Below are 23,028 nucleotides of genomic sequence, written 5' to 3'. Positions count from 1 at the left end.
TTAAGCCGACAGCTCCGCAGACACGAGTCCGGCCCGTTCCATAAACTGCTTAAGAATCGCAGCCGTCATCCCCCAGATGGTGTGGCCGTCGAGCCGATAGAAATCGACCGGAAAGGTTCGCCCTTTGTGGCGCCAATCCTCTTGTTGATAGATTCCCGGATCGCGCAAGCGCTCAAGCGGCAACTCGATCACCTCGGCGATTTCATTCCGGTCCACCTTATAGGGATAGGGATCGTCATAACTACCGACACAAACCCGGACCCTAAAACCATGGACAGAGTAGACATCGTCCAAACGCCCAAGCCGGGTCACATCGGACGCGCGAATCCCCATTTCCTCCTCGGTCTCTCGCAGAGCCGTCTGCCAGAAATCGACATCCTGCGCTTCCGCTCCACCACCGGGAAAGGAAATCTCGCCACTATGTTTCTTCAACAGTTCGGTGCGGCGTGTAAACAGCACCCAGGGCTCATCGTTGCGCAGAAACAAAGGAACCAACACCGCTGCAGAGCGCAGCTCTCCTCGCGCCATCGGCCTGGCCGGGAAGCTGGCCAGATGATCGGCAATACGCCCCAGCGGTGACATCAACCCTGCCCCTTTTGACCGTTCTGCTTTAGCTGGGCGATGGTCGCTGCGTAATCGGCGCTGCCGAACACGGCACTCCCGGCGACAAACACATCGGCTCCGGCCGCCGCAATAGGTGCTACATTATCGACCTTGACCCCACCATCAACCTCCAGCTCGACCGGCTTGCCCAATTCATCGATCATCTTTCGCAAGGCACTGATCTTCGGTAAGCAGGTATCAATAAACGACTGACCGCCAAAACCGGGATTGACAGTCATCAATAGCGCCAAATCGATATCGGGAAGAATCATTTCCAGCGCCGACAACGGCGTCGCTGGATTAAGCGAAACCCCGGCCTTTTTGCCAAGCGACTTGATCAGCTGCACGCTACGGTGCAGATGGGTAGCTGCCTCGGCATGGACAACAATGATATCAGCCCCTGCTTTGGCGAATTCTGGAATATACAAATCGGGATTCTCGATCATCAGATGGACATCGAGCGGCAGCTCAGTCAGCGGGCGGATGGCGTCGACAATGAGCGGCCCGATGGTGATATTCGGCACAAAATGGCCATCCATGACATCGACGTGGACGTAATCGGCACCACCAGCGTCGATCGCTCTGATTTCATCGCCCAGCTGGGCGAAATCGGCGGAAAGGATTGAGGGGGCAATCTTGATCATCAAACAACTCCGTTCACCGGACGCCTAAGCGCCCTAATAATTATTCACAGCACCGCCGAAAACAGGCAGCGAAAAAAGCGTCCATCCCATCATGCTGATGCGGGTAACTGCGCAAAGTTCCACGATCGGTGAACAGTTCCGCCCATCCTGCAGGACTCGCCTCGCGCAGATCTTCCAATTCGAACTGCGGATGCGTTTCAAGAAACTGCTCGACCACGTCGTCGGTTTCCGCTTTCGAAAAACTGCACAGCGAGTAGAGCAGCTTGCCGTTCGGTTTCACTAGCGGGGCGACATGAAAGAGGATCTCTCGCTGTAGCTCAGCCAGCTCACGGATATTAACCGCCGATTTACTCCAACGACTCTCCGGGTTACGGCGCAGCACGCCAAGCCCGCTGCAGGGCGCATCAAGCAGGATCCGGTCAAAGCTCTGCTCTTCGAGGAACAGCGGCGGCTCGCCCAGATCCCACTCTTTCGCGCTAATCCTCAAACAGCCCAACCGCGCGGCGCCCCGCTCGATCAATTCGACCCGCTGCGGGTACTTTTCCAATGCGACAATCTCGGCCCGGTTTTCAGACAACGCCGCGAGGTGGGTGGTTTTCCCTCCCGGTGCCGCACAACAGTCGAGAATCTTCTGTCCCGGTCGCACATTGAGCAGGTAGCCGATCAGCATGCTCGCCTGATCCTGAACCTGATACAAACCTTCGGCATCGCCCGGCAGGCGACCATCGCCACGTTTTTCTATGATGACACCATCAGGGGCATAACGACAGGCACGGGCCTGGTGGCCCGCTTCGAGCAGCTGCTGGAGAAAATGTTGCCGGTCGGTTTTCAGACGGTTGACCCGCAGACTGTATGGAGCCGGCTTCGCCAGCGCTTCGCCAAAGGCGCGCGCTTCGGCATTTGGCAGAAGTCGCATCAATTCCTTGGTCAGCCAGACCGGCATACTGCAGACATGCTGCAAGTAGCGGCGGATATTCTCCGGCGGAGGCCAGTCGATCTGCGCCCTGCCTCGCTCCAGAGCCCGCAGTACACCGTTGATAAAACCGGTCGCCTGCGGCAGGCCAAGCTCGCGGGCCAGTTCAACCGTTGTTCCGACCGCGGCATGTGCCGGCACCCGATCGAGTTCCAGTAACTGGTAGGCGCCTAGCCGCAGCAGGCGCAGCACCTCAGGTTGCAGACGCCCCAACGGCTGCTTGCAGAACTGCTCCAGAGCAAAGTCGAGCCGGCCACGCAGCCGCAGTACGCCGTAAACCAACTCGGTCACTAAACCACGATCCCGGCCTTCTAGCCGGGATCGCTGCAAAACCGTATCAAGAACCAGATCGGCGAACGCACCTTCGTCAACCCGTTGCAGAATTTCGTAAGCGGCCCGCCGAGGACTGTCATCAGGTCGAGATGTCAATTAAACGTGCATCCCTTCCAGACGACGAATCCGCTCTTCCATCGGCGGATGGGTGGAGAACAGACCAGCCAGCTTGCTGCCGCTCAGCGGACTGACGATAAACATGTGCGCCGTCGCCTCGTTGACCTGTTGCATCGGCATCTGCTTGTTCGACATCTCCAGCTTGCGTAAGGCACTGGCCAACGAATGGGGATTGCCGCAGAACTTGGCGCCGGTCGCGTCGGCCCCGTACTCACGGGAACGGGAGATCGCCATCTGCACCAGCATGGCGGCGATCGGGCCGAGAATCATCAGCGCAATCATCGCCACCGGGTTATCGTCTTCATCATTGCCACCGCCGAAAATCATCGCCCACTGGGCCATGTGTGCCAGATAGCTGATCGCCCCGGCGATGGTCGCAGCGATCGAACCGATCAGGATGTCGCGGTTCTGCACATGCGCCAGCTCGTGCGCCATTACCCCCTTGAGCTCATCACGGGAGAGCACCTGCATGATCCCCTGGGTGGCGGCAACCACCGCGTGCTCCGGGTTGCGTCCGGTAGCAAAAGCGTTCGGCGTCTGCTGCGGCAGAACATAGACTTTCGGCATGGTCAGGCTGTTCTGCTGGCAGAGTTCGGTAACCACATCAAAAAGGGGGCCACTCTGCACTTCCTGACCACGGTACATCTTGACCACAATCTTATCGGAAAACCAGTAGCTGCCAAGGTTCATCACCCCGGCTATGATCAGCGCAAAAAGAGCGCCGCCTTGGCCACCTAGGGCACCACCGGCGCCGACCAGCACCAGAGTCAGCAGGGTCATCAACATTACGGTACGCATCGTATTCATTTTCTTTTCCTCTTTAACGATTACATTGTTACATAGTGTCAACGGGCCTGGCAGCCCAGTCTTCAACTCAGGATTGTCCCCGTAAACAGCGGCTTGCCGCTTAAGAAATTGACAGCCGCCAGCCGCTTCTTGCCCGGCAGCTGCAGACCGTCGATCACCAGCCCGCCTTCGGCGCAGGCAACCCGCACTCCGGTCTTGTCGGCGGCGACTATCTCGCCCGGTTTGCCGGAGATTTCCTGTTCGACACGGGTCACAGAGATCTTCAGCACCTCCCCATCAAGGTGAGTATAAGCGCCCGGCCAAGGGTCGAGTCCGCGCGCCAGGTTGTGGATGGTGGTCGCCGGCCGGTTCCAGTCAATCAGGCCGTCCTCTTTTTTCATCATCGACGCGTAGCAAGTCAGCTCGTCATCCTGCTTTTCCGCGACCAGGGTGCCGTCGCAAATCCGCTTGAGGGTTTCCTCCATCGCTTCTCGGCCGAGCACCGCCAAACGGTCGTGCAATTGCCCGGCGGTTTCGTTTTCGCCGATGGCACAGCTACGCTTAATCAACATGTCACCAGTGTCGAGGCCGACATCCATATACATGGTGGTAACACCGGTTTCCGTTTCGCCGTCGACGATCGCCTTGTTGATCGGCGCCGCACCGCGATATTTAGGCAGCAACGAGGCATGCACGTTGATGCAGCCGTGCTGCGGGATCTCCAGCACCGCTTTCGGCAGAATCTGGCCATAGGCAACTACCACGATCAGGTCGGGCTGCAGCGATTTCAGCTCTTCAACCACCGCCGGCTCACGCAGTTTCTGCGGTTGAAACACCGGGATTTCGTATTTCTGCGCCAACTCTTTGACCGGCGGCGCCGCCAGCTTCTTGCCCCGCCCCTTCGGCCGGTCCGGCTGAGTATAGACACCAACCATATTCAAACCGAAATCGATCAATCCCTGCAGGGTATCAAGGGCAAACTCCGGGGTTCCCATAAAAACGGTACGGATTGATTCAGGCTTCAGCTGCATTCTGCTCCCGCTCCTTCAACATCTTCATATATTTTTTCTTGAACATCGAACGCTTCAGCGGTGACAGCCGATCGACAAATAAAATTCCCTCCAGGTGATCCAGCTCATGCTGCATGCAGACCCCAAGCAGGCCATCGGAAGTCCGCTCATGGGTATTGCCCACAACGTCCTGATAACGCAGGGTGACTTTTTCGGCGCGCTTGACACTTGCCCAAAAGCCGGGCACCGACAGGCAGCCCTCCTCCTCAACCGATTCACCTTCGCTGGCAATGATTTCGGGGTTAACGGCTACGATCAGATCGTTCGGTTCCTCGTTGGAGGAGCAATCGATCACCACCAACCGCTTCAGCACACCGATCTGTGGTGCGGCCAGACCGACGCCCGGCGCATCATACATGGTTTCCGCCATATCTTCTGCCAATTGGCGTAGCTCTTCGTTAAACTCGGTTACCGTTACCGATTTTTCCATCAGCACAGGATCCGGATAATGCAAAATTTTCCGTACAGCCATGATTCACTTTCCGGCGGCGAAGCCGCCAATCTATTGGAAACTAAGTAGAAAAACCCTCCGCAAGGAAGGTTCTATCTTCATGATACGTGCCTTAACTGCGCCAGTCAACCGCAACTGCCAAAACCCTAGGGCGCCACTAACAGCTTCATAGCAAAGACTAACACCGTCAGGCTGACTACCTTCTTGATCCAGTCGTGCCCCTTGTCGACTGCCAATTTCGGGCCGATTGCGCCGCCGAGGGAGTTGCCCGCTGCCAAGGCAAAGCCAAGCAGGTAGTTGACCTGACCGTGGTAGATGAAGACACCGAGGGCGATGAACGTGTAGCAAAAGATGACGAACACCTTGATGGCGTTGATGCGCACCAGATCGAGGCCATGTGCTAGCAGCGCGGTGATGATCAGGAAACCGACCCCGGCCTGCACAAAGCCGCCATAGATACCGACGCCAAAGAAGGAAACAACCAGCACCAACTTGCGCTCGAAGCCGATCTCGACCCCTTCCTTGCGCAGCCGCTTCATCGGATCGAGGGCAGTAAAGATCAATACCCCGATCATGATCAGCGCCAGCAGGCGATTAAACATCTGATCATTCAGGCTAATCGCCAGCGATGCCCCGACCCAGCTGCCAACCAGCGCCGGTGGCGTGCAGAGCAGCGCCAACTCCATCGGCATCACCCCGCGTTGGCGGAACCCGCGGATGGCAAAAATATTCTGACAGAAGATGGCGATCCGGTTGGTACCGTTGGCGACAGCCGAAGGCAGGCCCATGAAAATCAGCAGCGGCAGGGTCAGCAGCGAACCGCCCCCAGCCAGAACATTGAGAATACCGGCAATGGTGCCAACGGCAAACAGTAGAGGCAATTGCCAGATGTAGGCATCCATCAGTCGATTTCCCCGAGCAAAGCGCGGATCACTTCACCGGCCATAGTCAGGCCGAACAGCGGTGGGATATAGGATGAGCTGCCAAGAATCACCCGCCGGTCGTCGCAGCTCCACTTCTGTTCCTCCTTGTTAGGACAGACGCAGTTCTCTGCGCAAACAGCAGTCTCGTCACTCAAGGGGCGAAATTCCTCCGTCGAATAAACAACCTTGACCCCCTTCTCGATTCCCCGCTTGCGCAGCTCTTTACGGATTATTCGCGCCAGCCGGCATTTCTTGGTTTTGGCCAAATCGGCCACTTCGATCAGGGTCGGGTCGAGCTTGTTCGCTGCCCCCATCGAGGCGACGATCGGCAACTGCCGTTCATAACAGCTTTGAATCAGGTGCAGCTTGGCCGTAATATGATCAATGCAGTCGAGCACGTAATCGAAACCTGGTGCCAGCAACTCCTCACTGGCCGCCGCCTCATAAAACCTGTGCAACGGAATAATTTCCGCCTGCGGATTGATCGCTCGGCAACGCTCAGCCATCACCTCAACCTTTGTCCTGCCTATAGAGCCGTCCAAGGCGTGAATCTGCCGGTTAACATTGGTGAGACAGATCTCGTCAAAATCGACCAGTGTCAGCCTGCCGACCCCCGCACGAACCAGCGCCTCGGCCGCATAACTGCCGACACCGCCGATCCCGAACACCGCCACCGAAGCATTTCTCAACCTGCCCAAACCTTCCGCGCCAACCAACAGCTGCATCCGACTAAATCTGTGTTCTGACATGTTCAATCCTTAAAAATGAAACAAATCACGGGCGTTCTCACCGGTAAAAGAGACCACTTCTTCCAGTGGGCATCCCCGCAGCTCGGCAACCCTTTCCGCCACCGCCACCAAAGCCTCCGGCCGCTCCGCCATATCGGGCAAATCGGTTTCCAACAGCAACGCCTCTTGCGGCAATTCGACAACCGCCTGCGGCAGTTTGCGGGCCGAGGGGCGCAGCAGAATCGGACCGACACCGATTTTGAACCCGAGCCGCCACAATACCTGACCGACCTCAAGGCTACCGGAGAAACCATGCCAGACGCCACCGATCCGTCGACCGATTTCCATTTCCCGCAGGATTTCCAGCAGCCGACCGGTCGCTTTTCGCGCATGCAGCAGCACCGGCAGATTCGCCTGCAGGGCGATTTGCAGTTGCTCCCGCATGGCATGCTCCTGCAGCTCCAGAGCCGGGCCAACTGCACCATCCAGACCGATTTCACCGACAGCAACCACCTTCGGCTGTCGGGTCAGTTCGTGAAGTTCTTCCGCCGCCGCTTCTGACCACTGCTCGGCGTAAATCGGATGCAACCCGGGAGCGGCATAGAGCGCATCTTGCTGCCTGACCAACTGCAGCAAGGCCTGCCAATCGGCAGAGCGGACTCCCGGGACAATCAAGCGGCCGATTCCGGCCCGGGCAGCGTCGGCCAGCAACTCCGGCCTGCCCCCTGCTAGTTCGGGGGCATCAATATGGGCATGCGTATCGATTAGCAGTTGCATTGTGGCATGGTAGCAAACCGGCCGTCATCGGGGTAGCGAAATAGCGAGGAAGGCGCAAATCGATAGATCTAGCTTTGCTCGTAGAAGACCTGCTGAATTTGCTCGACATCTGCCCTGCGACGCTGCAAAGCCGCAACGGAAAGAGGATCAAGCTGATTACGATGCACCATCTCCTCCAGCTCGGCAAAAGCAGCCTGATTCGACCAGGCCTGTTTGTACGGTCGGGTTGAGGTCAGAGCATCAAAAATATCGCTGACGCTGATAATCCGCGCCGCAATCGGTACCTGGTCGCCCTCGAGTCCAAGCGGGTAGCCACTGCCGTCGATCTTTTCGTGGTGCAGCTCGGTAATGTGACGCAGGATTTCAATGTCGGGCATAGTTGAGAAGCCGAACTCGTTGATCAACTGGTCGACAATCGCCCGACCGATTCCGGAGTGGGTCCGCATGACTTTCCATTCCTGAGCATCGAGCTTCCCCGGCTTCAGCAGAATTTCATCCGGGATGCCGAGCTTGCCGATATCGTGCAGCGGGGCGAAACGGAACAGATGGTCGATCTCCTCATCGTCAAGGAAGATCTCACCCTGCGCGACCATCTCCTGTGCGATCAGTTGTGAGAAATGAGCCATCCGCTCAAGATGGCTACTGGTTTCCGGATCCTTGTAATGCATCATCTTGCCAGTAATCCGCAGCGAAGCGACCAGTGTGCGGAGGGTTTCCTGGTGATTGAGCACCATCTGCACCAGGAAATGTCCGAATAGGGCCATCTGATTGAGGCTCTCGTCCTGAAAATAATTTGTCCGCCGGGAGTTGAAAAAGACAAAACCACGTAATTGCCGCTGTTCGAAGATCGGCAGGGTATAGCTGGAACGCATCCCCAAATCCCAGATTTTGTGGGTATGGTCCCCTTTGCCGCGGATAAACATCTCCAGGTCGTTGACCACCCGAACCTGTCCGGATATGGCCGTTTTCGACAGAGATTCAGCATCGCAAAGGGAAATATGGTAATTGGTCAGGGGATTACCTTCCGCCGGGCTGGCGAGGAAGGTTTTTACCTTTTCGAGGGAATCATCACACAGGGCTATGCCGATCCGGTCCAACCCCGGGCAACATTGGTCGAAAAACTGATGGGCTCGGGCCAGACGCTCCTGCAAACGCCCGCGTTGGTGAATCTCGGCAAAAAAATCATCCCGATACAGCTCAATCATGGACACCCCCGTTTCAACCGGCACAAACATACTTTTTAAGTTTACCGGGATTTCGGCAGCTGACAATCGAACGCGAACAGGAAAGCGACCGGACATAAAACCCGGCCGCATAAACAAGACTACGTCCTCTTCCCTCAGGAATCGAGCAGGTTGACCAGTGCGCGACGCTTGAGGCCGCCTTTGAGCATCGCCTGGATCTTCTCCTCCAGGCCATCGAGAGTAATCTCATCGACCATCGACTCCAGGTTGTCCGGCTTCCATTCGCCAGCCAACTTCTGCCAGACCTTGAGGCGCAGTTCCATCGACGCTTCGACCGAGTCGATGCCGACCAAGCGCACGCCGCGCAGGATAAACGGGAACACGTTGACCGCTAAATCTGGAGAACCGACCAGCCCGCAACAGGTAACGGTGCCACAGTAGTTGGTCGACTTCAAGGCTGCCGCCAGCGTCTCGCCGCCGACACAGTCGATCACCCCGGCCCAGCGGGCCTTCATCATCGGCCGCTCGGCACCTTCAGTAACCGCAGCGCGCGCGATTACTTCGCTAGCGCCCAGCCCCTTGAGATAGTCTGTTTCGTCCAGTTTGCCGGTCGCCGCCGTGACCGAAAAGCCGGCTTTGGCCAGCATCGCCACCGCCAGGCTGCCGACCCCCCCGGTCGCACCGGTCACCAGCACCGGGCCGGAATCGGACCTCACCCCGTTTTCGATAAGCTCCTGCACCGACATCGCCGCGGTCAGCCCAGCGGTGCCGAGCATCATGCTCTCTTTCAGGCTCAAGCCGGCTGGCAGCTTCAACGCCCACTTGCTCGGGACGCGGATCATCTGACCGAAGCCACCATCGGTCTCCATCCCCAGATCGTAACTGGTGACGATCACTTTATCGCCGGGAGCGAAACTGCCATCCGCACACTCGATTACTTCGCCCGCGGCGTCGATGCCCGGAGTGTGCGGGTAATTCCGGGTCACGCCGGGGTTGCCGATCGCAGACAGGGCATCTTTGAAATTGAGGGAGGAATAATGCACTTTGACCAGCAGTTCACCTTCCGGCAGATCGGCAACAGTGCGCGTCACGACGTTGCGGGTAAAAACCTTCTTTTCCGGCTGTTCAACCATCATTCCCTTGAATTCCTGGACCATAAGTAACCTCCATTGTAAAAGGATGATTTGCTTTTATTTCGCGAATGCATTAAAAATATAATGGTACATTCTCTAAAAACAAGTACCTACTTTTTTGTACTGTAGTATCTAAAAAGTAACCATTATGCAATATGGAGCAGTTATGAGCGATATCAGTAGTTACCGCTGTACAGTTGCCGTCACCCTTGAGGTGATCGGCGGAAAATGGAAATCGTTGATCCTCTGGCACTTGAGCTTCAAAACCCTGCGCTTCAGCCAATTGCAACGCCGGCTGTCGACCGTGACGCAAAAAATGCTCACTCAGCAACTGCGCGAGCTGGAAGCGAACGGCTTGGTACATCGCGAGGTCTACGCCGAGGTGCCGCCACGGGTCGAGTATTCCCTGACCGAGCTGGGCCGAAGCGTGGTCCCGATCCTGGAAATGATGTGCCAGTGGGGTAAAGACTATCTCGAAACCAGCGAAGGGCAAGCACCACAGGAATGTCGGGTCGGCTGAATTCAAGCTGTCAATGTAGGCAGGCAACCATGAAAATCATCGCCAATACTTTCCTGATTCTGTTTCTCAACGCCGCCGGCATCGGCATCGCCGACGTTCTGTTCAGCCACAAATTAGCCGCCGGTTCGCTGTCGGCGCTGCACAGTTTCACCACCGGACTGGCAATTTTTTTCGGTCTGCTCATCTACATCGGTTTCGCCGTCAACAGGCATCTGCCGAAATTGGTGCTGGCCCCACCGCTACTCTACCTCTTCTGGGGGCTGCTCGATTTCTGGCCGCTGGAAATGGCCACCGCCAACTACAGATATTACGCCGCTATCAGTCAACTGCTGCTCGGTCTGCTGGTACTGCAGTTGAATCTCGCCCAGAATAAAAAAAGCCGCCTGATGGTCACCAGCCAGTTTGACGGGCCGGCCTTCAGTGTGCGCACCCTGCTGCGCTTCTGTCTGCTAAACATCCCGTTGTTTCCTCTGATACTGCTAATCCTCTGTTTTGGGACCGCCGCTACTCTGCTCGAACAACAGAGCGCCGGCTTCATGCGGCTGAAACCGAACGGCCTTTACATGGTGGAAAAGGAATACCGGAAAGATACCAAGAAGATCCTCCTGACCAGCATGATCCACTTGGGACAACATAACTATTACAACAGTTTAAACGAGTCGCTGCAAGGGCAGCAGGCGTTACTGCTGGCGGAAGGGGTGACCGACCGGACCGGGCGGCTCAACGAGAACTTCAGCTACCAGAAGCTGGCAGGGATGTTAGGCCTGACCACCCAGAGCAAGAAGTTGATTGAAGGCCGGTTGGTCGATGAGGCGAGTCTTGACCAGTTGAGCGACCGAAAACCGAAAACCACGGACATTCTGCCGGCCGATATCGACCTGCTCGAATTTGATGAGCAGACAATCAGGATGCTCAACGCCGTGGGACGCTACGTTTTGGACAGTGATTCCTTCGCCGATGGTTTTCAACAGTTCAATCGCTGGGCAAGAGAACACACCAACGTCCACACCAATCAGATCGTCATGGACGACCTGATACAAAAGCGCAATCGCAAAGTTCTCAGCTACCTGCCGAAAGCCCTGCAGAAATACGACACCCTGGTGATCCCCTGGGGAGCCCTGCACATGCCGGGGCTGGAAACCGCCATCCGCAATCGGGGTTTCAGCCTGCAAAACCGGACCGAGAGGCGGAGTATCGATTTTCTGCTGCTGCCGTACGAAAAGCTATGGGAGTAGCCCTCCTCAAGGATTGATCCGCACAGTCTCCGGATCAATACCATAAACCGAAGCCAGGTAGCGCAGATAATCGATATTCTCGCACATGCTCTTGCCCGGTTCGTCGGAGATTTTAGCCACCGGCTTGCCATTGGCGGCAACCATTTTGATGACGATATCGAGCGGCACATTGCCGACATCGTTCATCAGGTTGGTGCCGATGCCGAAGGAGACCCTCGCCCGCCCTTTGAAATAACGATAGATCTCCAGCATTTTCGGAAAATCGAGGCTGTCACTGAAAACCAATGTCTTCGAAAGTGGATCTATGCCCATATCCTGATACAGCTTGATCGCCTTCTCCCCCCAGACCAAAGGATCGCCGCTGTCGTGGCGCAAGCCATCATAAAGCTTGACGAAGTAGGGGTCGGAAAAGTCGCGGATGAAGGCATCCATCGAATAGTTGTCGGTCAGCGCAATCCCTAGTCGGCCTCGGTATTCACGCACCCAGCCTTCCAGCGCAGCCTTCTGCGCATCGGCCAACCGGGTGACCGCCTGCCAGGACTGCAGCCATTCGTGGGCCATAGTGCCGATCGGCGTCAGCCCCAGGGTACGGGCGAAATGGAGGCTGCTGGTACCAGTGAAGTATTGGGGGATGTCCCGCTGCAGGGTCTTCAACACCTCCTGTTGCCAGGCTCGGCTGGCGCGCCGGCGGGTGCCGAAATCGACGAAGGAGAATCCAGGCAGTTCCCCCTGTCTGCGCAGCAGCTCGATTTTGTCGCTCAGTTTCCGCCGGGCAACCTGCAGATCGACGCCACCACAATGGACGCCGGTGTGCAGCTCACTGATAATCGCCAAAGCATAGATTTCGAACAGCGCCACATGAATCAGCGGACCGTGAAAGCGCAGGTCGAGATCCTCCCCCTTGGGCCTCAGCTGCACGAAGCGCATGTCGAGTCGGAATATCCGTAAAAACTCGATGAAATCGGTGGTGATATAGGGGAAACGCCACAGGTATTCGAGCTCGTCATTGCTAAACGAGAGACTGCAGACGTGTTCAAGCTGGCGGTAAATTTCTGGGATCAGCAGCGACAGGTTGAAGCCGTTGAGGTTACGGCAGGCGAATTTCCACTCGACATCGACAGTGCGGAACTCTGGGGCATGATAAAACGCCTGCAGCATGGTGATCTTGTACAGGTCGGTATCCATCAGGCTGTCGATCAACCAGCGATCCTGCTTTATAGCACTCATGCCGACACCAGTTCGGCACTATCGGCAATCAATTCCGCACCGGCAGCGCGCATCTCCTCAATCGCCACCGCGCTGGTCTCTTCGTCCACTCCTCGACAGCCGCCGAGGTTGACGATCACCCGAAAGCCGGCCCGGCAGAGCTGCAATACTGACGTCTTGACACAATAGTCGGTCGCCAGGCCGCCGACGATGACACTAGTCACCGAGCGCTCACGCAGCCATTCGATCGCTCCGGTCGTTTCGGTTTCTGCCAGATCGTGATAACAGGCTCCATAGGGGTGTTTGAGCGGATCGCTGCCCTTCTCGATCACCAGATCGTAAGCGCTCTCTTGCGGCAAACCGGGAATCAGCCGGTTGCCATCGGTGCCGACCACGCAGTGCGGCGGCCACTTGACATCCAGATTCGGGAAATTACCTGCGACCGGCTGCAGAATCTCTTCGGCAGAGCTTGCCACCCATGGCGCTTCGGCAGGGTGGCAATCCTTGCTGACCAGGCGATAGGCCGCGAACCGGGCCTGGCTGTTCAGCTCATCGGCGATCTGATCCCCTTCGGCGACCGGCAGTTCGTTGGGGCAAAGCGGGGTAAACCCGCGCTGCGGGTCGATATCGAAACTTGCGCAAAAATTTTTTTCCAAACAGATCATTCTGACCTCTTTTCTGTGGCTAATGAAGGCAGAGGGGAAATTTCATAACATCTGCAAACTAACTGTACTATTGCCGTGCCGCAGGCTGTTCGATGCGGTAGATCAGGGTAACTGCTGCAGACACTTCGACCGTCCCGGCGGCGACCGGTACCGGCTCGGCACTGGCCATCCGCGCTTCCGCCAACATCATCGGCTGCGCCCCGCCGCCACCGCCATTCAGACTGATCGACTGCAGTGTCCCCAACTTGACACCGGCGGCTGCCGCCATGGTCTGCGCTTTACGAATCGCTTTTTCCGTGGCCACCTCGATCGCTTTCTGCCGTTGCGCAGTCGGATCGGACAACCCAAACTGCAGACCGCCGATCTGATTGGCTCCGGCCTGCTGCGCCAAGCCGAGAAGTTTCCCGGCCAGCTCCACCTGGGTGGTGGTGATCAGCAGTTCGTTGCTGACCTGGTAACCGATGATCTCGCGCTGCCAGTTGGCCGGGGTCGGCCGGGGCGGACGACTCCACTCGGGGCGAACCTGAAACTGCCCGGTCGCCATCTCTTCATTGGTGATGCCGACTTCCGCCAACATCTGCACCACCGCCGCCATCCGTTGATTGTTCTGCGTCAGCGCCGGTCCGGCAGCGTCCGCTTCGGTGACCACGCCCAAGCGCATTTGCAGCTGATCCGGCTTCGCTCTTACCTGCCCCTCCGCCTGCACAACCAGTTGCGGCAAAGAGTTCGACAGCGCACCATAGTTGATAGTCTGGGGGCCACAACCGGCCAACAGCATCAGCAACAGAAACAGCAATAAGCTCTTGTTCATCCCATTACCCCTTGGTTGATTCTTGATGATCCTCTTCCAACAATACCGACTTGTGGAGTTCTGCGCAATCACCCGTGTTGACTGTGGCAACTTAGCGGATAAACTTGGGCAGATGATTGAAGATACTAAGAAAAGATCGACCGTTTCCTTGGTGCTCGGCAGCGGCGGCGCCCGCGGCCTGGCCCATATCGGGGTGATCGAGGTACTGGAAGAGCATGGCTTTGCGATCGAATCGATCTCCGGCGCTTCGATGGGGGCGCTGATCGGTGGCATTTACGCGTCCGGCAAGTTGGAGGACTATCGGAACTGGGTCTGCGCCTTGGAAACCTTCGACCTGCTGCGTCTACTCGACTTCTCCTTCAGCGGTTCGGCGATCTTCAAAGGGGAGAAAATTATCCATACCCTGAAAGAACTGATCGGCGCGCGTAACATCGAAGACCTGCCGATCTCCTTCACCGCTGTCGCCACCGAACTGGAGAGGGGCAAGGAGCTGTGGTTCTCAAAAGGTCCGCTGTTCGACGCCATTCGCGCCTCGATTGCCTTTCCGACCATCTTTTCAGCTGTTGAATTCGAGGGGCGCACGCTCGTCGACGGTGGCCTGATGAACCCGATCCCGATCGCCCCGACATTGCACGACATCACCGATCTGACCATCGCCGTCAGCCTGAGCGGCAAAAGGGGCGAACAGCGCTCACAACCTCAGCCCGCAGCGTCGCCCCCCATACCATCAGGCAACAGGTATCACCGGATGGTCGTGGAATTCATCGACAGTCTGCAAAAGAAAACGAACGGCAAACATGAAGACAGCGGCTTCTTCGAGATCATCTCCCGCAGCATCGACGTGATGCAGAACAACATCGTCCGCTTCATGCTGGCCGCTTACAGCCCCGACATTCTGATTGAGATTCCGAAGGATTGCTGCACCATCTATGAATTTGACCGGGCCAAGGAACTGATCGAGATCGGTCATAAGCAGGCGGAACAAGCGGTACAGAGTTTTCTGCGCAAGAAGAATTGATCAGTGCCACTTGTAGCTCCAGCCACGGTAACCCATCGCGGTCTTCAGCCGTATCTTAGCCAGTTCTTCGGCCGCCGTTCGCGGCAGCACGTTCTCGCGGTTCATCCGTTGCAGCACCCGTGAGGTGTTGGCCTGAATCGTTTCCCTGATGTAATTAAAAGCTTCCTTTTCGTTTTTGCGCTGATATTCCATCGCCGCCATGATGACGCCGCCGGCGTTGGCGATAAAGTCAGGAATGATCAGTACGCCGCGACGGTGCAGCTCGGCTTCCGCATCCAAGGTGAGCGGAATGTTAGCGCCCTGCAGGATTAATTTGGCTTTGATCTGATCGAAGTTCATCATGCTGATGACGTCCGGGTTGGCGGCCGGAACCAGAATATCGCAATCAACACCGATGACAGCGTCACGCGACAGATTTTTGCCGCCCCGGTATTTGCCCACTGAACCCAGCTCTTTTTTTGCCGCAATCAGCTTGCCAACATCCAGCCCGTCTGGATCGTACTTGGTGCAATGGCTGTCGTTGGCGGCAACAATGGTCGCTCCCTTTTCCACCAGAAAACGCGCCGCGGCCAAACCGACATTTCCGAACCCCTGTATTGCCACCCGCGCACCTTCCAGTGGCAAATCGATTTCGGCCGCGGCGATCTCGGCACATGCGGCGACGCCGAAGCCGGTCGCCCCCAGCACATCAAGCGGCAGGCCGCCCAACTCTGCCGGAAGGCCAACTGAACGGCCCATCTCCTCCTGAAGCCAGACCATCGCCTGCTCGTCGCAACCCATGTCGGGACCGGGGATATAATCCTCTATTTCACGGATCATCCGGGCAAAGGTTCGGAATAACTTCTCGAGATCAGCGGTGTGCGGATCGGCTATGATCCCCGCTTTGCCGCCGCCGTGGTTGAGCCCGGCGCTGGCATTCTTCAACGTCATCGCCCGCGCCAGCCGGAACACTTCCAATGGACTGACAGTGGGAGTGACCCGCACCCCGCCGATCGCCGGCCCGAGGGTCACGTTGTCAACCACCAGGATAGAGCGCAGGCCGCTTTGCGGGTCGTAAAGCTGCAGAATTTTGGCAGGTCCGAGAGCGTCGGTCTGAATCGTTTCCATGCTCAAAGTTTAGCAGAAAATGTAAAAATTGCGGCCTGCAGGCTCCCTTCTGGAGACACTGATTAGAGCAAGCAACACAGCAAGAACAACCCCCTGCTAAATCGATATCTCGGCGGGGAAATCTTCCGGCACAAACCACTCGTTCTCTGTAAAGCTCTTGTCGGTAATCTGCTCCAGTTTCCGCTTCATGAACTTCCCTTTGGCAGTGGCCGCCAGCGTTCCATCTGGCAGATACAGTTCGCCACTACCCTCGAAAATCCTGCCGCCGTCACGGGTGATCCGCCCGACCGCTTTCAGGTCGACGCCATAGGGCACTGATTTCTTGTACCTGATGCTCAACTCGACGGTCACCCCGAAGGTATTGCGGTCATGAGTGATCATGATCGCCCGGCCGATCGTTTCGTCTAGGATCGCTGCGGAAATTCCACCGTGGGTAATGTTGGGGTAGCTCTGATGAGCTGCTTGCGGGGTAAACAGAGCGATCAATTCGTCACTTTCCGTCTCGTAAAAACGGCTCTTTAAACCGAAATCGTTTTCCACACCGCAGACCATGCAATTGCGGGAAATATTCTGCGTCGCCCTGATTTTGTATTTCATGACAATCCCTTTTCCGGTGTTATTTGTTCTGCTTTGGCAGCCCCTACCCGCTGGAGGATGTTAAAGCGGCATGGCTGGCCGTCATCCGAATATTCCTCGCTGTAGATCTCTTGAAATTGGCAAGCGGGCAGCTCGGGGAAGAAGGTATCACCAGCGACTTCGTGCAACAGCTCGGTCAGGTAGATCTTTTCCGCCAGCGGCAATGCCTGATTATAGATCGCCTCCCCACCGCAGATAAACAGTCGCTCGGTTTGAGCAGCAGCAAGACCCGCCGCCAAAGAGTTTACAATCAGGCACGCAGGCGCGGAGAACGCCGGATTACGGCTGAGGATGATTGTTTTGCGGCCCGGCAGCGGACGGCCGATCGACTGGTAGGTCTTACGCCCCATCAGCAGGGTCTGTCCCATGGTAACATACTTGAAGCGCTGGAGGTCTCCCGGCAGCTGCCAGGGCAGCTTGCCGTCCCGGCCGATGACCCGATTCTGCGCCATGGCGGCAATCAGTGCAATCAGCAACATTTCACCCCGTTTTTGTTGTTTCGGTCGACAATGGTTTCGCGCATCAGGTACCGCTCAAACAAAGCCAGTGGCAACCTCTTGACCAGCAGGCAGAGCATCCAGATACTCAACAGCGAAAACAGCAGCCGTCCCCAAAACACCCCGGAAACGTGCCCTCCGAGCAGCATCATCACCAGGGTATCCTCGATCAGGCTGTGGCTGAACCCGAGCATCACCATGGAAAAAAAGATATCTTGCTTGTTCAATCGCCCGCTCTGCGCCTCGTTGATAATCAGCCCGCCGCCGTAGCTGATTCCCAGGGTCATACCGATGATGGTCAGGGGCGCCGCTTCGCGGCCCATGCCGAGCAGCTTTAACAACGGTTCCAGCAAGCGGGTCATCAAGTCGCTGATGCCGAGTGCCTTCAGCAGTTTCAGCAGCGCCATCAGCGAGAGGATGATCAGAAAGATCGAAACCATGTTGCGCAGCTCCGCCAGCAACCAGCCGCTCCAGCTCGGATCTACGGGCGGCGGGTTCCAGATCGCCCGGTTCGTCTGCTGCAGGGTTCCGGTCTGCTGATAGATCGTGTTCAGCAGCCCACCGAGCAGCAGCGCCCCGCCGACCCGCAGGAGTGCCATCACCCGGAAACGAGTGCCGGCCTTCTGGGCGATGCGCAATTCCACCGGCAGGGCGTGGGCCACCAGCATCATGGTCGTCAATACCGTCACCTGGGCGATCGTCAGGCCAAGGCCCGGCGCAACGGACGCGAACACCACCATCCCACCATAGAGGTTGGTGACCATCGCCGTCGCCCAGACCAGGCCGATCTGTCCCGGCAGACCAACCAGTTCCATCACCGGCCCGAGCAGCACGCCGAGATGGTCGATCCCACCCCACTGCTGCAGCAGGCGGGTAAGGATACTGATCGGGATAATGATCTTGAACAGCGTGCCGCTGGTGGCGAGCGCCTCCCGAAGCAACCCGTTCACGCCTGCCAATCTACTTAAGCGCTTATTTTTGCTCCTGTCCATCAGCGGCTCGGAAGACTCTGCTTGCCGGTCATGCTGTCGATCCGAATCCGAATCACCAAGCTTGCCTCGAGGTGCTTTTCTTTGTAACCACCGACTTGCCCGCCGAAGTGGCGCATGATGACATCGTAACCAGCGATTTTGCCCTCCCGATCATCGATAATCTCGGCGCGCCCTCGACCGACAACGCTGCGAAAACGGGTGTTCCACTCGCAAGCGGTCCCCCCCGTGACCCGCTGCACCACTTCACTGACACAGAAACTAACCTGCGGGTTGACACTCAGGCAGTCGAGCTTTTGCCCCTGATTGGCGCAGTGGATGTACAGACAACCATCGGCGTAGCCGTAGTTGAGCGGCAATACGTATGGCTGATCGCCGTCAAGCATTGCTAGGTTAAGTTCACGCCCCTGTTTCAGGATCTCTTCCAGCTGTTGTAGTTCACTTATTTCTCGATCATGCCGACGCATGAAAACTCCCTATTTGCGCAACAGCCACATGATCAGCGAAATCAAACCGCTGACCAACAGCATGCTGGTGATCGGAAAAAACAGCTTGAAGCCGGGCTTGTCGATGACGATATCGCCGGGCAGGTTCCCGAAGGGGAGCTTGCTCAACCACGGCCAGAGCAACCCAGCGAGGATGATCGAAACGCCTAAGATAATCAGGGTTTTCTGCATGAAGGTGTTCCTTATCCAACAAATCAAATGTAGGGAAACTATAGCGCCGCAACAGCATCAAGAACAAGGTTCAAAAACTGAGCTCTTTTTAGCCGGATTTTGAATAGTACCAGCGCACTCGGCTATAATGGAATTATAGCAAACGGGTCCCATCCACTACAGGTCCCGCGGAACCCGCCACGGTCCTTTGAGGAAAGCAGGCTGAAGATGCTGTTTGCTATGCCGACCAAACAAAATGAGATGCTCGCCACCATCGAGGCTGAGTATCGAGAAACCGCCTATCTGACAAGGCGCTCAGAACCCCACCCGCGGGTTCTGCAGGCGCTGGCCGATGTTCCGCGACGCGACTTCGTTCCGCCTAACGTCAAGCATCTCGCCTATGCCAACAGCCCGTTGCCAATCGGCTCGGGGCAAACCATTTCGCAGCCCTATATCGTCGCCCTGATGACGGACCTGCTCAACCCACAGCCGGAGCAGCGCATCCTCGAAATCGGCACCGGCTGCGGCTATCAGACCGCGATCCTGGCAAAGCTTGCCGGCAAGGTCTTCAGTATCGAAATTCTCGATACCTTGGCTGAGCGCGCCGCCCTCAATCTGGCAAATTACCACAACGTCGAACTGCGGTGCGATGACGGCTATATCGGTTGGCCGCAGGCAGCCCCCTTCGACGGCATCATAGTTACCGCCGCCGCCAGCCATGTTCCGGAACCGCTACGTCAGCAGCTAAAAATCGGTGGCCGGCTGGTTATCCCGGTCGGGCTGCCGAATCTGCATCAAGAGCTGCTGCTAATCGAACGGCTGGACGCAACAGAATTCAAGACCGAATCGATTCTCGGCGTGGTTTTCGTACCGCTGATCCGCAAACACAAATCCAGGGAAGAAAATAACACGTATGATTGTGATACAGATGCCACAGGTAGGGGAAAGGAGCCTAATCCATGAACGTTGGTCAAGTCTGTAACCGCGAAGTGATTATCGTCAATCAGGACGCCTCCATCCTCAAGGCCTGTCAGCTGATGCGCCAGCATCACGTCGGATCCTTGTTAATTGTCGACGAACAGGAAGGACGACGCTACCCGGTCGGCATCATCACCGACCGCGACATTGTCGTCGAACTGCTCGCTGAAGAGCTGCCGCTCGATCGAATCTCGATCGGCGACGCGATGAGTTTCGAGCTGCTGACAGCCACCGAGAACGACGACCTGCTCTTTACCATTAAACGGATGCGGACCAAAGGAGTTCGGCGCGCCCCAGTGATTGCGAGCGATGGCACCTTAGTTGGACTGCTTGCGGTCGATGATATCATCGAGCTGCTGACGGAGCAGTTGACAGATCTGGTCGCATTGATCGCCAACGAGCGGAGTCACGAACGGAATCGACGCAGCTGAGAGCCTCGAACAACAACAAAAAGATGCCAAGTCCCTAGCTTCCCAACCGGGGCGGAGGGAATACTTTGCGCAATTAGCAGAATGAACGCCGGGGAGCAAACATGCCCGCAAATAAAGGACTCTTTACAACCTTGCCATTTCTTTTGAATGGTTTCCTGCTGCCGATACCTGTCTGCGCCGCACTGGAGCATCTGTTCCTCTACTTCCCCGACCGGGAAATCGTTATGACCCCGACGACCATGCGGCTCGAATTTGAGGATGTCTTTTTCACCAGCGAAGATGGCATAAAGCTGCACGGCTGGTATCTGCCGGGCGAGGCGGGCAAACCGGTGGTGGTTTTCTGTCATGGTAACGCCGGCAACATCTCCCACCGAGTCGATATCCTGCGGCTGCTAAGACAGCTGGGCTTGACCAGCTTTATCTTCGATTATCGCGGCTACGGACAGAGTGAAGGCAAAGCGAGCGAAAAGGGAACCTACCGCGACATGCGCGCCGCCATCAGCTGGCTGCGGAAAAAAGGCTGGCAGGGCGAACAGATGATCTACTTCGGCCGCTCGGTCGGCGCCGGGGTCGCCCTGCAACTGGCGCTGGAACAGCCACCGGCGGCACTGGTGCTGGAATCGCCGTTCACCTCGATCAAGGCGATGGCGCAGCACAACTATCCCCTGTTGTGGCTGCTTGCTGGCTGGGCGCTGGAAGCCCGTTACGACAATCTGACCAAAATCGACAGACTGCAAGTACCGCTGCTGATTCTGCACGGCGACCGGGACCGAATCGTCCCGCAACAGATGGGCAAGCAGCTGTTCGAGCGCGCGCAGCAACCGAAAACCTTCTATTCAATCCCCGGTGCCGGGCATAATAACACCTATGATGTGGGTGGCACCCGCTACTGGCAACAGTGGCAAAACCTCCTTCAGCAATATTTCTAAAAAGATTACCCGACACTCCTCCCCATGATTCCCGCTGATCAAGAATTTTCCTGTCCGGCAGGAAAATTCTTATTTGGTGAAATTTCCCCAAACCCGGAAATTGACCGTAACCGTCTGAATATATTTATGAAAAAAATTCTGCCGGATTGGCACAGGACATGCCATAGAAAAGAACAACGGGAACCTTAAATCGAAAAGGTGGAGACGATGATGAGCGAATATCTGAAAACAAATGCCGATCGCAGCATCAAAAAATCAGCTAAAATCGAACCGGTCTGGGAACGTACGGAACATCGCTATACCAGGGCAAGGCGCAATCTTTGGAGCCTGGTAGCTTTCCTGTTGATCAGCATCGACGCCTACAGTTTCAGAAACTTCAACCTGTTTGAGGCCAGCTCCGAACCGGTCAGGCAGCTGCTCGGCTATCCACCGCCGACCTATCTGATCAGCATTGCCCTGGCCGTTTACTGTTTCTCCGCCGTCATCCTGACCCTGACGGCGATGGCCAACTACAACCCGCCCGCATCAACCTGGAAAAACCTCGGCTACCGTTGCACCTTCTACCTGTTCTACAGCTTCTCAGGCTCCATTGCCGGACATTTCATCCCGGTGCTAGTGGTCGGTCTGTTCCTTTATGCCTTCGATCAGTGTCATATCTGGTTCTATAACTTCAAACTGGAACAGCAGCAAAAGGAGCTGCTGGGACGCTTTTAAGTCGAGTTTCTTAAGAAGTGTTACCGCGATTGAAGTAAGTAGAATCCCTGTCATACTGACGATTTTAAATTGACAGGGCATTCTGTATGAGAAGTATTCTTTTTTATTATCACCTTCTTGTTCGTGCTTTCCCTTACGTATGGCAACTCCGCGAAAAACGAACTGCACATCGGCATCAGCACCGGCTACCCGCCTTTTTACTTTGTCACAGAAAGAACAGTAGCCAACCAGGATTTGTATTGATGTCGTCAATCAGGTCGCCAAGACACTGTCAAGTTCACCGGTTACCCCTGGAAGCGGATGCTGCAGTACAGCAAAGAAGGGGAAGTCGACGCCGTCATGCCGCTGTTTAAAACCCTGGAACAGGAGCAATTCCTGCTCTTCCCAAAAACCGCGTTGATCGATGAGAACAATCGTTTCTTTACCACTGCCTCGAACCCTTTTTGAATACACGGGAAAGCTTGTCTAGGCTATCGACCATAAAATTAAAATTGCCGTCATCGACGGCTACAGCTACGGGCGCGAATTCGACCAGACAAAATTCAAAAACAAGCAAGTCGCGCAAACCACTGAACAGCTTGTCAACCTGGTGAATAGCGTCCGGATTGACCTCGGCATCGGCAATCTCCAAGTCATCCGTTATGCTGCCAAATAATAAAATACCTCCAACAGCCCCCGCTTTATTTTGCAGCCGGTGACGGCATCGCGTTGATTATGTTCTGCAGGTTCTTGCATTTTGTGAGTGTGCGTCCTCCCGGTACTGCAGTTCAAAATCACGGTCCAGCTTGGCCGTATAAAAGGTATAGTTCAACAGGCTGGCCAGCCCTGAAACCAGAGCGATCAACAGCGCGAGATAGATGATCAATGCGCTGGAAATACTTTTCTTTTGTTATTTGGTTTGAAACGGATGCCTA

At 56.3% G+C, this 23,028-nt stretch carries 28 protein-coding genes; 8 read left to right on the top strand and 20 right to left on the bottom strand.

The features are described from left to right. The 11 genes from Q7J88_RS12360 to Q7J88_RS12310 all read right to left on the bottom strand — a co-directional run bounded on the left by Q7J88_RS12360 (window position 1) and on the right by Q7J88_RS12310 (window position 9,746). Entirely contained in the window at window positions 1-582 is a 582-nt protein-coding gene (locus Q7J88_RS12360; RefSeq protein ID WP_303722539.1) for a CoA pyrophosphatase, read from the bottom strand. Continuing rightward, window positions 582-1,247 (bottom strand): ribulose-phosphate 3-epimerase, encoded by a 666-nt coding sequence (gene rpe, locus Q7J88_RS12355; RefSeq protein ID WP_303722538.1) that lies wholly within the window; start codon window positions 1,245-1,247, stop codon window positions 582-584. Before rpe ends, Q7J88_RS12360 begins: the two co-directional genes overlap by 1 nt. 40 nt (window positions 1,248-1,287) lie before the next feature. Then, window positions 1,288-2,649: a 16S rRNA (cytosine(967)-C(5))-methyltransferase RsmB gene (gene rsmB / locus Q7J88_RS12350; protein WP_303722537.1), complete on the bottom strand. Its 1,362-nt coding sequence runs from the start codon at window positions 2,647-2,649 to the stop codon at window positions 1,288-1,290. Continuing rightward, window positions 2,650-3,477 carry a zinc metalloprotease HtpX gene (gene htpX, locus Q7J88_RS12345; protein WP_303722536.1) on the bottom strand — a complete coding sequence of 276 codons (828 nt, stop codon included), beginning with the start codon at window positions 3,475-3,477 and terminating at the stop codon, window positions 2,650-2,652. 62 nt (window positions 3,478-3,539) lie between these two features. Further along, window positions 3,540-4,487, bottom strand: a complete 948-nt coding sequence (fmt, locus tag Q7J88_RS12340; protein ID WP_303722535.1) for a methionyl-tRNA formyltransferase — start codon at window positions 4,485-4,487, stop codon at window positions 3,540-3,542. Next, complete coding sequence (gene def, locus Q7J88_RS12335; RefSeq protein ID WP_303722534.1) at window positions 4,471-4,998, bottom strand: peptide deformylase; 528 nt, start codon at window positions 4,996-4,998, stop codon at window positions 4,471-4,473. The genes fmt and def overlap by 17 nt, the downstream gene beginning before the upstream one ends. 125 nt (window positions 4,999-5,123) lie before the next feature. Then, window positions 5,124-5,879, bottom strand: coding sequence for a sulfite exporter TauE/SafE family protein (locus tag Q7J88_RS12330; RefSeq protein ID WP_303722533.1), 756 nt, complete (start codon window positions 5,877-5,879; stop codon window positions 5,124-5,126). After that, window positions 5,879-6,649, bottom strand: coding sequence for a tRNA threonylcarbamoyladenosine dehydratase (locus tag Q7J88_RS12325; RefSeq protein ID WP_303722532.1), 771 nt, complete (start codon window positions 6,647-6,649; stop codon window positions 5,879-5,881). Before Q7J88_RS12325 ends, Q7J88_RS12330 begins: the two co-directional genes overlap by 1 nt. 9 nt (window positions 6,650-6,658) lie before the next feature. Further along, window positions 6,659-7,405, bottom strand: a complete 747-nt coding sequence (locus Q7J88_RS12320; RefSeq protein ID WP_303722531.1) for a TatD family hydrolase — start codon at window positions 7,403-7,405, stop codon at window positions 6,659-6,661. Between the two features lie 68 nt (window positions 7,406-7,473). Continuing rightward, complete coding sequence (locus Q7J88_RS12315) at window positions 7,474-8,610, bottom strand: HD-GYP domain-containing protein (protein ID WP_303722530.1); 1,137 nt, start codon at window positions 8,608-8,610, stop codon at window positions 7,474-7,476. 134 nt (window positions 8,611-8,744) lie between these two features. Further along, entirely contained in the window at window positions 8,745-9,746 is a 1,002-nt protein-coding gene (locus Q7J88_RS12310) for a YhdH/YhfP family quinone oxidoreductase (RefSeq protein ID WP_303722529.1), read from the bottom strand. Window positions 9,747-9,888: 142 nt separating this feature from the next. On the opposite strand from Q7J88_RS12310, the gene Q7J88_RS12305 reads away from it, so the two are divergent. Together Q7J88_RS12305 and Q7J88_RS12300 are read left to right on the top strand one after the other, a co-directional pair. After that, a complete protein-coding gene (locus tag Q7J88_RS12305; RefSeq protein WP_303722528.1) occupies window positions 9,889-10,242 on the top strand; it encodes a helix-turn-helix domain-containing protein in 354 nt (117 codons plus the stop codon). A gap of 29 nt (window positions 10,243-10,271) precedes the next feature. Then, window positions 10,272-11,477, top strand: a complete 1,206-nt coding sequence (locus tag Q7J88_RS12300) for a hypothetical protein (protein ID WP_303722527.1) — start codon at window positions 10,272-10,274, stop codon at window positions 11,475-11,477. A 6-nt stretch (window positions 11,478-11,483) separates the two neighbouring features. Here the strand turns inward: Q7J88_RS12300 and pncB are convergent, their stop codons facing one another. The 3 genes from pncB to Q7J88_RS12285 all read right to left on the bottom strand — a co-directional run bounded on the left by pncB (window position 11,484) and on the right by Q7J88_RS12285 (window position 14,159). Beyond that, window positions 11,484-12,704, bottom strand: coding sequence for a nicotinate phosphoribosyltransferase (gene pncB / locus Q7J88_RS12295; protein WP_303722526.1), 1,221 nt, complete (start codon window positions 12,702-12,704; stop codon window positions 11,484-11,486). Then, window positions 12,701-13,348 carry an isochorismatase family protein gene (locus tag Q7J88_RS12290; protein ID WP_303722525.1) on the bottom strand — a complete coding sequence of 216 codons (648 nt, stop codon included), beginning with the start codon at window positions 13,346-13,348 and terminating at the stop codon, window positions 12,701-12,703. The genes pncB and Q7J88_RS12290 overlap by 4 nt, the downstream gene beginning before the upstream one ends. 67 nt (window positions 13,349-13,415) lie before the next feature. Further along, complete coding sequence (locus Q7J88_RS12285) at window positions 13,416-14,159, bottom strand: SIMPL domain-containing protein (RefSeq protein WP_303722524.1); 744 nt, start codon at window positions 14,157-14,159, stop codon at window positions 13,416-13,418. 112 nt (window positions 14,160-14,271) lie between these two features. Between Q7J88_RS12285 and Q7J88_RS12280 the strand changes: the two genes are divergently transcribed. Beyond that, complete coding sequence (locus Q7J88_RS12280; protein WP_303722523.1) at window positions 14,272-15,177, top strand: patatin-like phospholipase family protein; 906 nt, start codon at window positions 14,272-14,274, stop codon at window positions 15,175-15,177. Here Q7J88_RS12280 and Q7J88_RS12275 read toward each other — a convergent pair whose 3' ends face one another. The 6 genes from Q7J88_RS12275 to Q7J88_RS12250 all read right to left on the bottom strand — a co-directional run bounded on the left by Q7J88_RS12275 (window position 15,178) and on the right by Q7J88_RS12250 (window position 19,083). Next, the gene (locus tag Q7J88_RS12275) at window positions 15,178-16,284 is read right to left on the bottom strand and encodes a Glu/Leu/Phe/Val dehydrogenase (protein WP_303722522.1); all 1,107 of its coding nucleotides are present in this window, start codon (window positions 16,282-16,284) and stop codon (window positions 15,178-15,180) included. A 96-nt stretch (window positions 16,285-16,380) separates the two neighbouring features. Continuing rightward, window positions 16,381-16,881 (bottom strand): PaaI family thioesterase, encoded by a 501-nt coding sequence (locus tag Q7J88_RS12270; protein WP_303722521.1) that lies wholly within the window; start codon window positions 16,879-16,881, stop codon window positions 16,381-16,383. Beyond that, window positions 16,878-17,399 (bottom strand): dihydrofolate reductase, encoded by a 522-nt coding sequence (locus tag Q7J88_RS12265; protein WP_303722520.1) that lies wholly within the window; start codon window positions 17,397-17,399, stop codon window positions 16,878-16,880. The genes Q7J88_RS12270 and Q7J88_RS12265 overlap by 4 nt, the downstream gene beginning before the upstream one ends. Further along, on the bottom strand, window positions 17,390-18,367 hold the full coding sequence (locus tag Q7J88_RS12260; RefSeq protein ID WP_303722519.1) for a nucleoside recognition domain-containing protein: 978 nt from the start codon (window positions 18,365-18,367) through the stop codon (window positions 17,390-17,392). The genes Q7J88_RS12265 and Q7J88_RS12260 overlap by 10 nt, the downstream gene beginning before the upstream one ends. 41 nt (window positions 18,368-18,408) lie before the next feature. Next, window positions 18,409-18,873 (bottom strand): pyridoxamine 5'-phosphate oxidase family protein, encoded by a 465-nt coding sequence (locus Q7J88_RS12255; protein ID WP_303722518.1) that lies wholly within the window; start codon window positions 18,871-18,873, stop codon window positions 18,409-18,411. A gap of 9 nt (window positions 18,874-18,882) precedes the next feature. Then, the gene (locus tag Q7J88_RS12250; RefSeq protein WP_303722517.1) at window positions 18,883-19,083 is read right to left on the bottom strand and encodes a DUF2905 domain-containing protein; all 201 of its coding nucleotides are present in this window, start codon (window positions 19,081-19,083) and stop codon (window positions 18,883-18,885) included. Window positions 19,084-19,290: 207 nt separating this feature from the next. Here Q7J88_RS12250 and Q7J88_RS12245 point away from each other — a divergent pair, with 207 nt between their 5' ends. The 5 genes from Q7J88_RS12245 (at window position 19,291) to Q7J88_RS12225 (ending at window position 22,561) form a co-directional block, all read left to right on the top strand. Next, window positions 19,291-20,025 (top strand): protein-L-isoaspartate(D-aspartate) O-methyltransferase, encoded by a 735-nt coding sequence (locus tag Q7J88_RS12245; RefSeq protein ID WP_303722516.1) that lies wholly within the window; start codon window positions 19,291-19,293, stop codon window positions 20,023-20,025. Next, window positions 20,022-20,471, top strand: coding sequence for a CBS domain-containing protein (locus Q7J88_RS12240; RefSeq protein ID WP_303722515.1), 450 nt, complete (start codon window positions 20,022-20,024; stop codon window positions 20,469-20,471). The genes Q7J88_RS12245 and Q7J88_RS12240 overlap by 4 nt, the downstream gene beginning before the upstream one ends. Window positions 20,472-20,572: 101 nt before the next feature. Then, the gene (locus Q7J88_RS12235; protein ID WP_303722514.1) at window positions 20,573-21,400 is read left to right on the top strand and encodes an alpha/beta hydrolase; all 828 of its coding nucleotides are present in this window, start codon (window positions 20,573-20,575) and stop codon (window positions 21,398-21,400) included. A 207-nt stretch (window positions 21,401-21,607) separates the two neighbouring features. After that, window positions 21,608-22,114: a hypothetical protein gene (locus Q7J88_RS12230; RefSeq protein ID WP_303722513.1), complete on the top strand. Its 507-nt coding sequence runs from the start codon at window positions 21,608-21,610 to the stop codon at window positions 22,112-22,114. 300 nt (window positions 22,115-22,414) lie between these two features. Next, window positions 22,415-22,561 (top strand): hypothetical protein, encoded by a 147-nt coding sequence (locus Q7J88_RS12225; protein WP_303722512.1) that lies wholly within the window; start codon window positions 22,415-22,417, stop codon window positions 22,559-22,561. The last annotated feature ends 467 nt before the right edge of the window (window positions 22,562-23,028 follow it).

Source organism: Malonomonas rubra, assembly GCF_003247215.1.
GTDB lineage: Bacteria > Desulfobacterota > Desulfuromonadia > Desulfuromonadales > Geopsychrobacteraceae > Malonomonas > Malonomonas rubra_A.
This window is presented reverse-complemented; position numbering and strand designations above follow the sequence as displayed.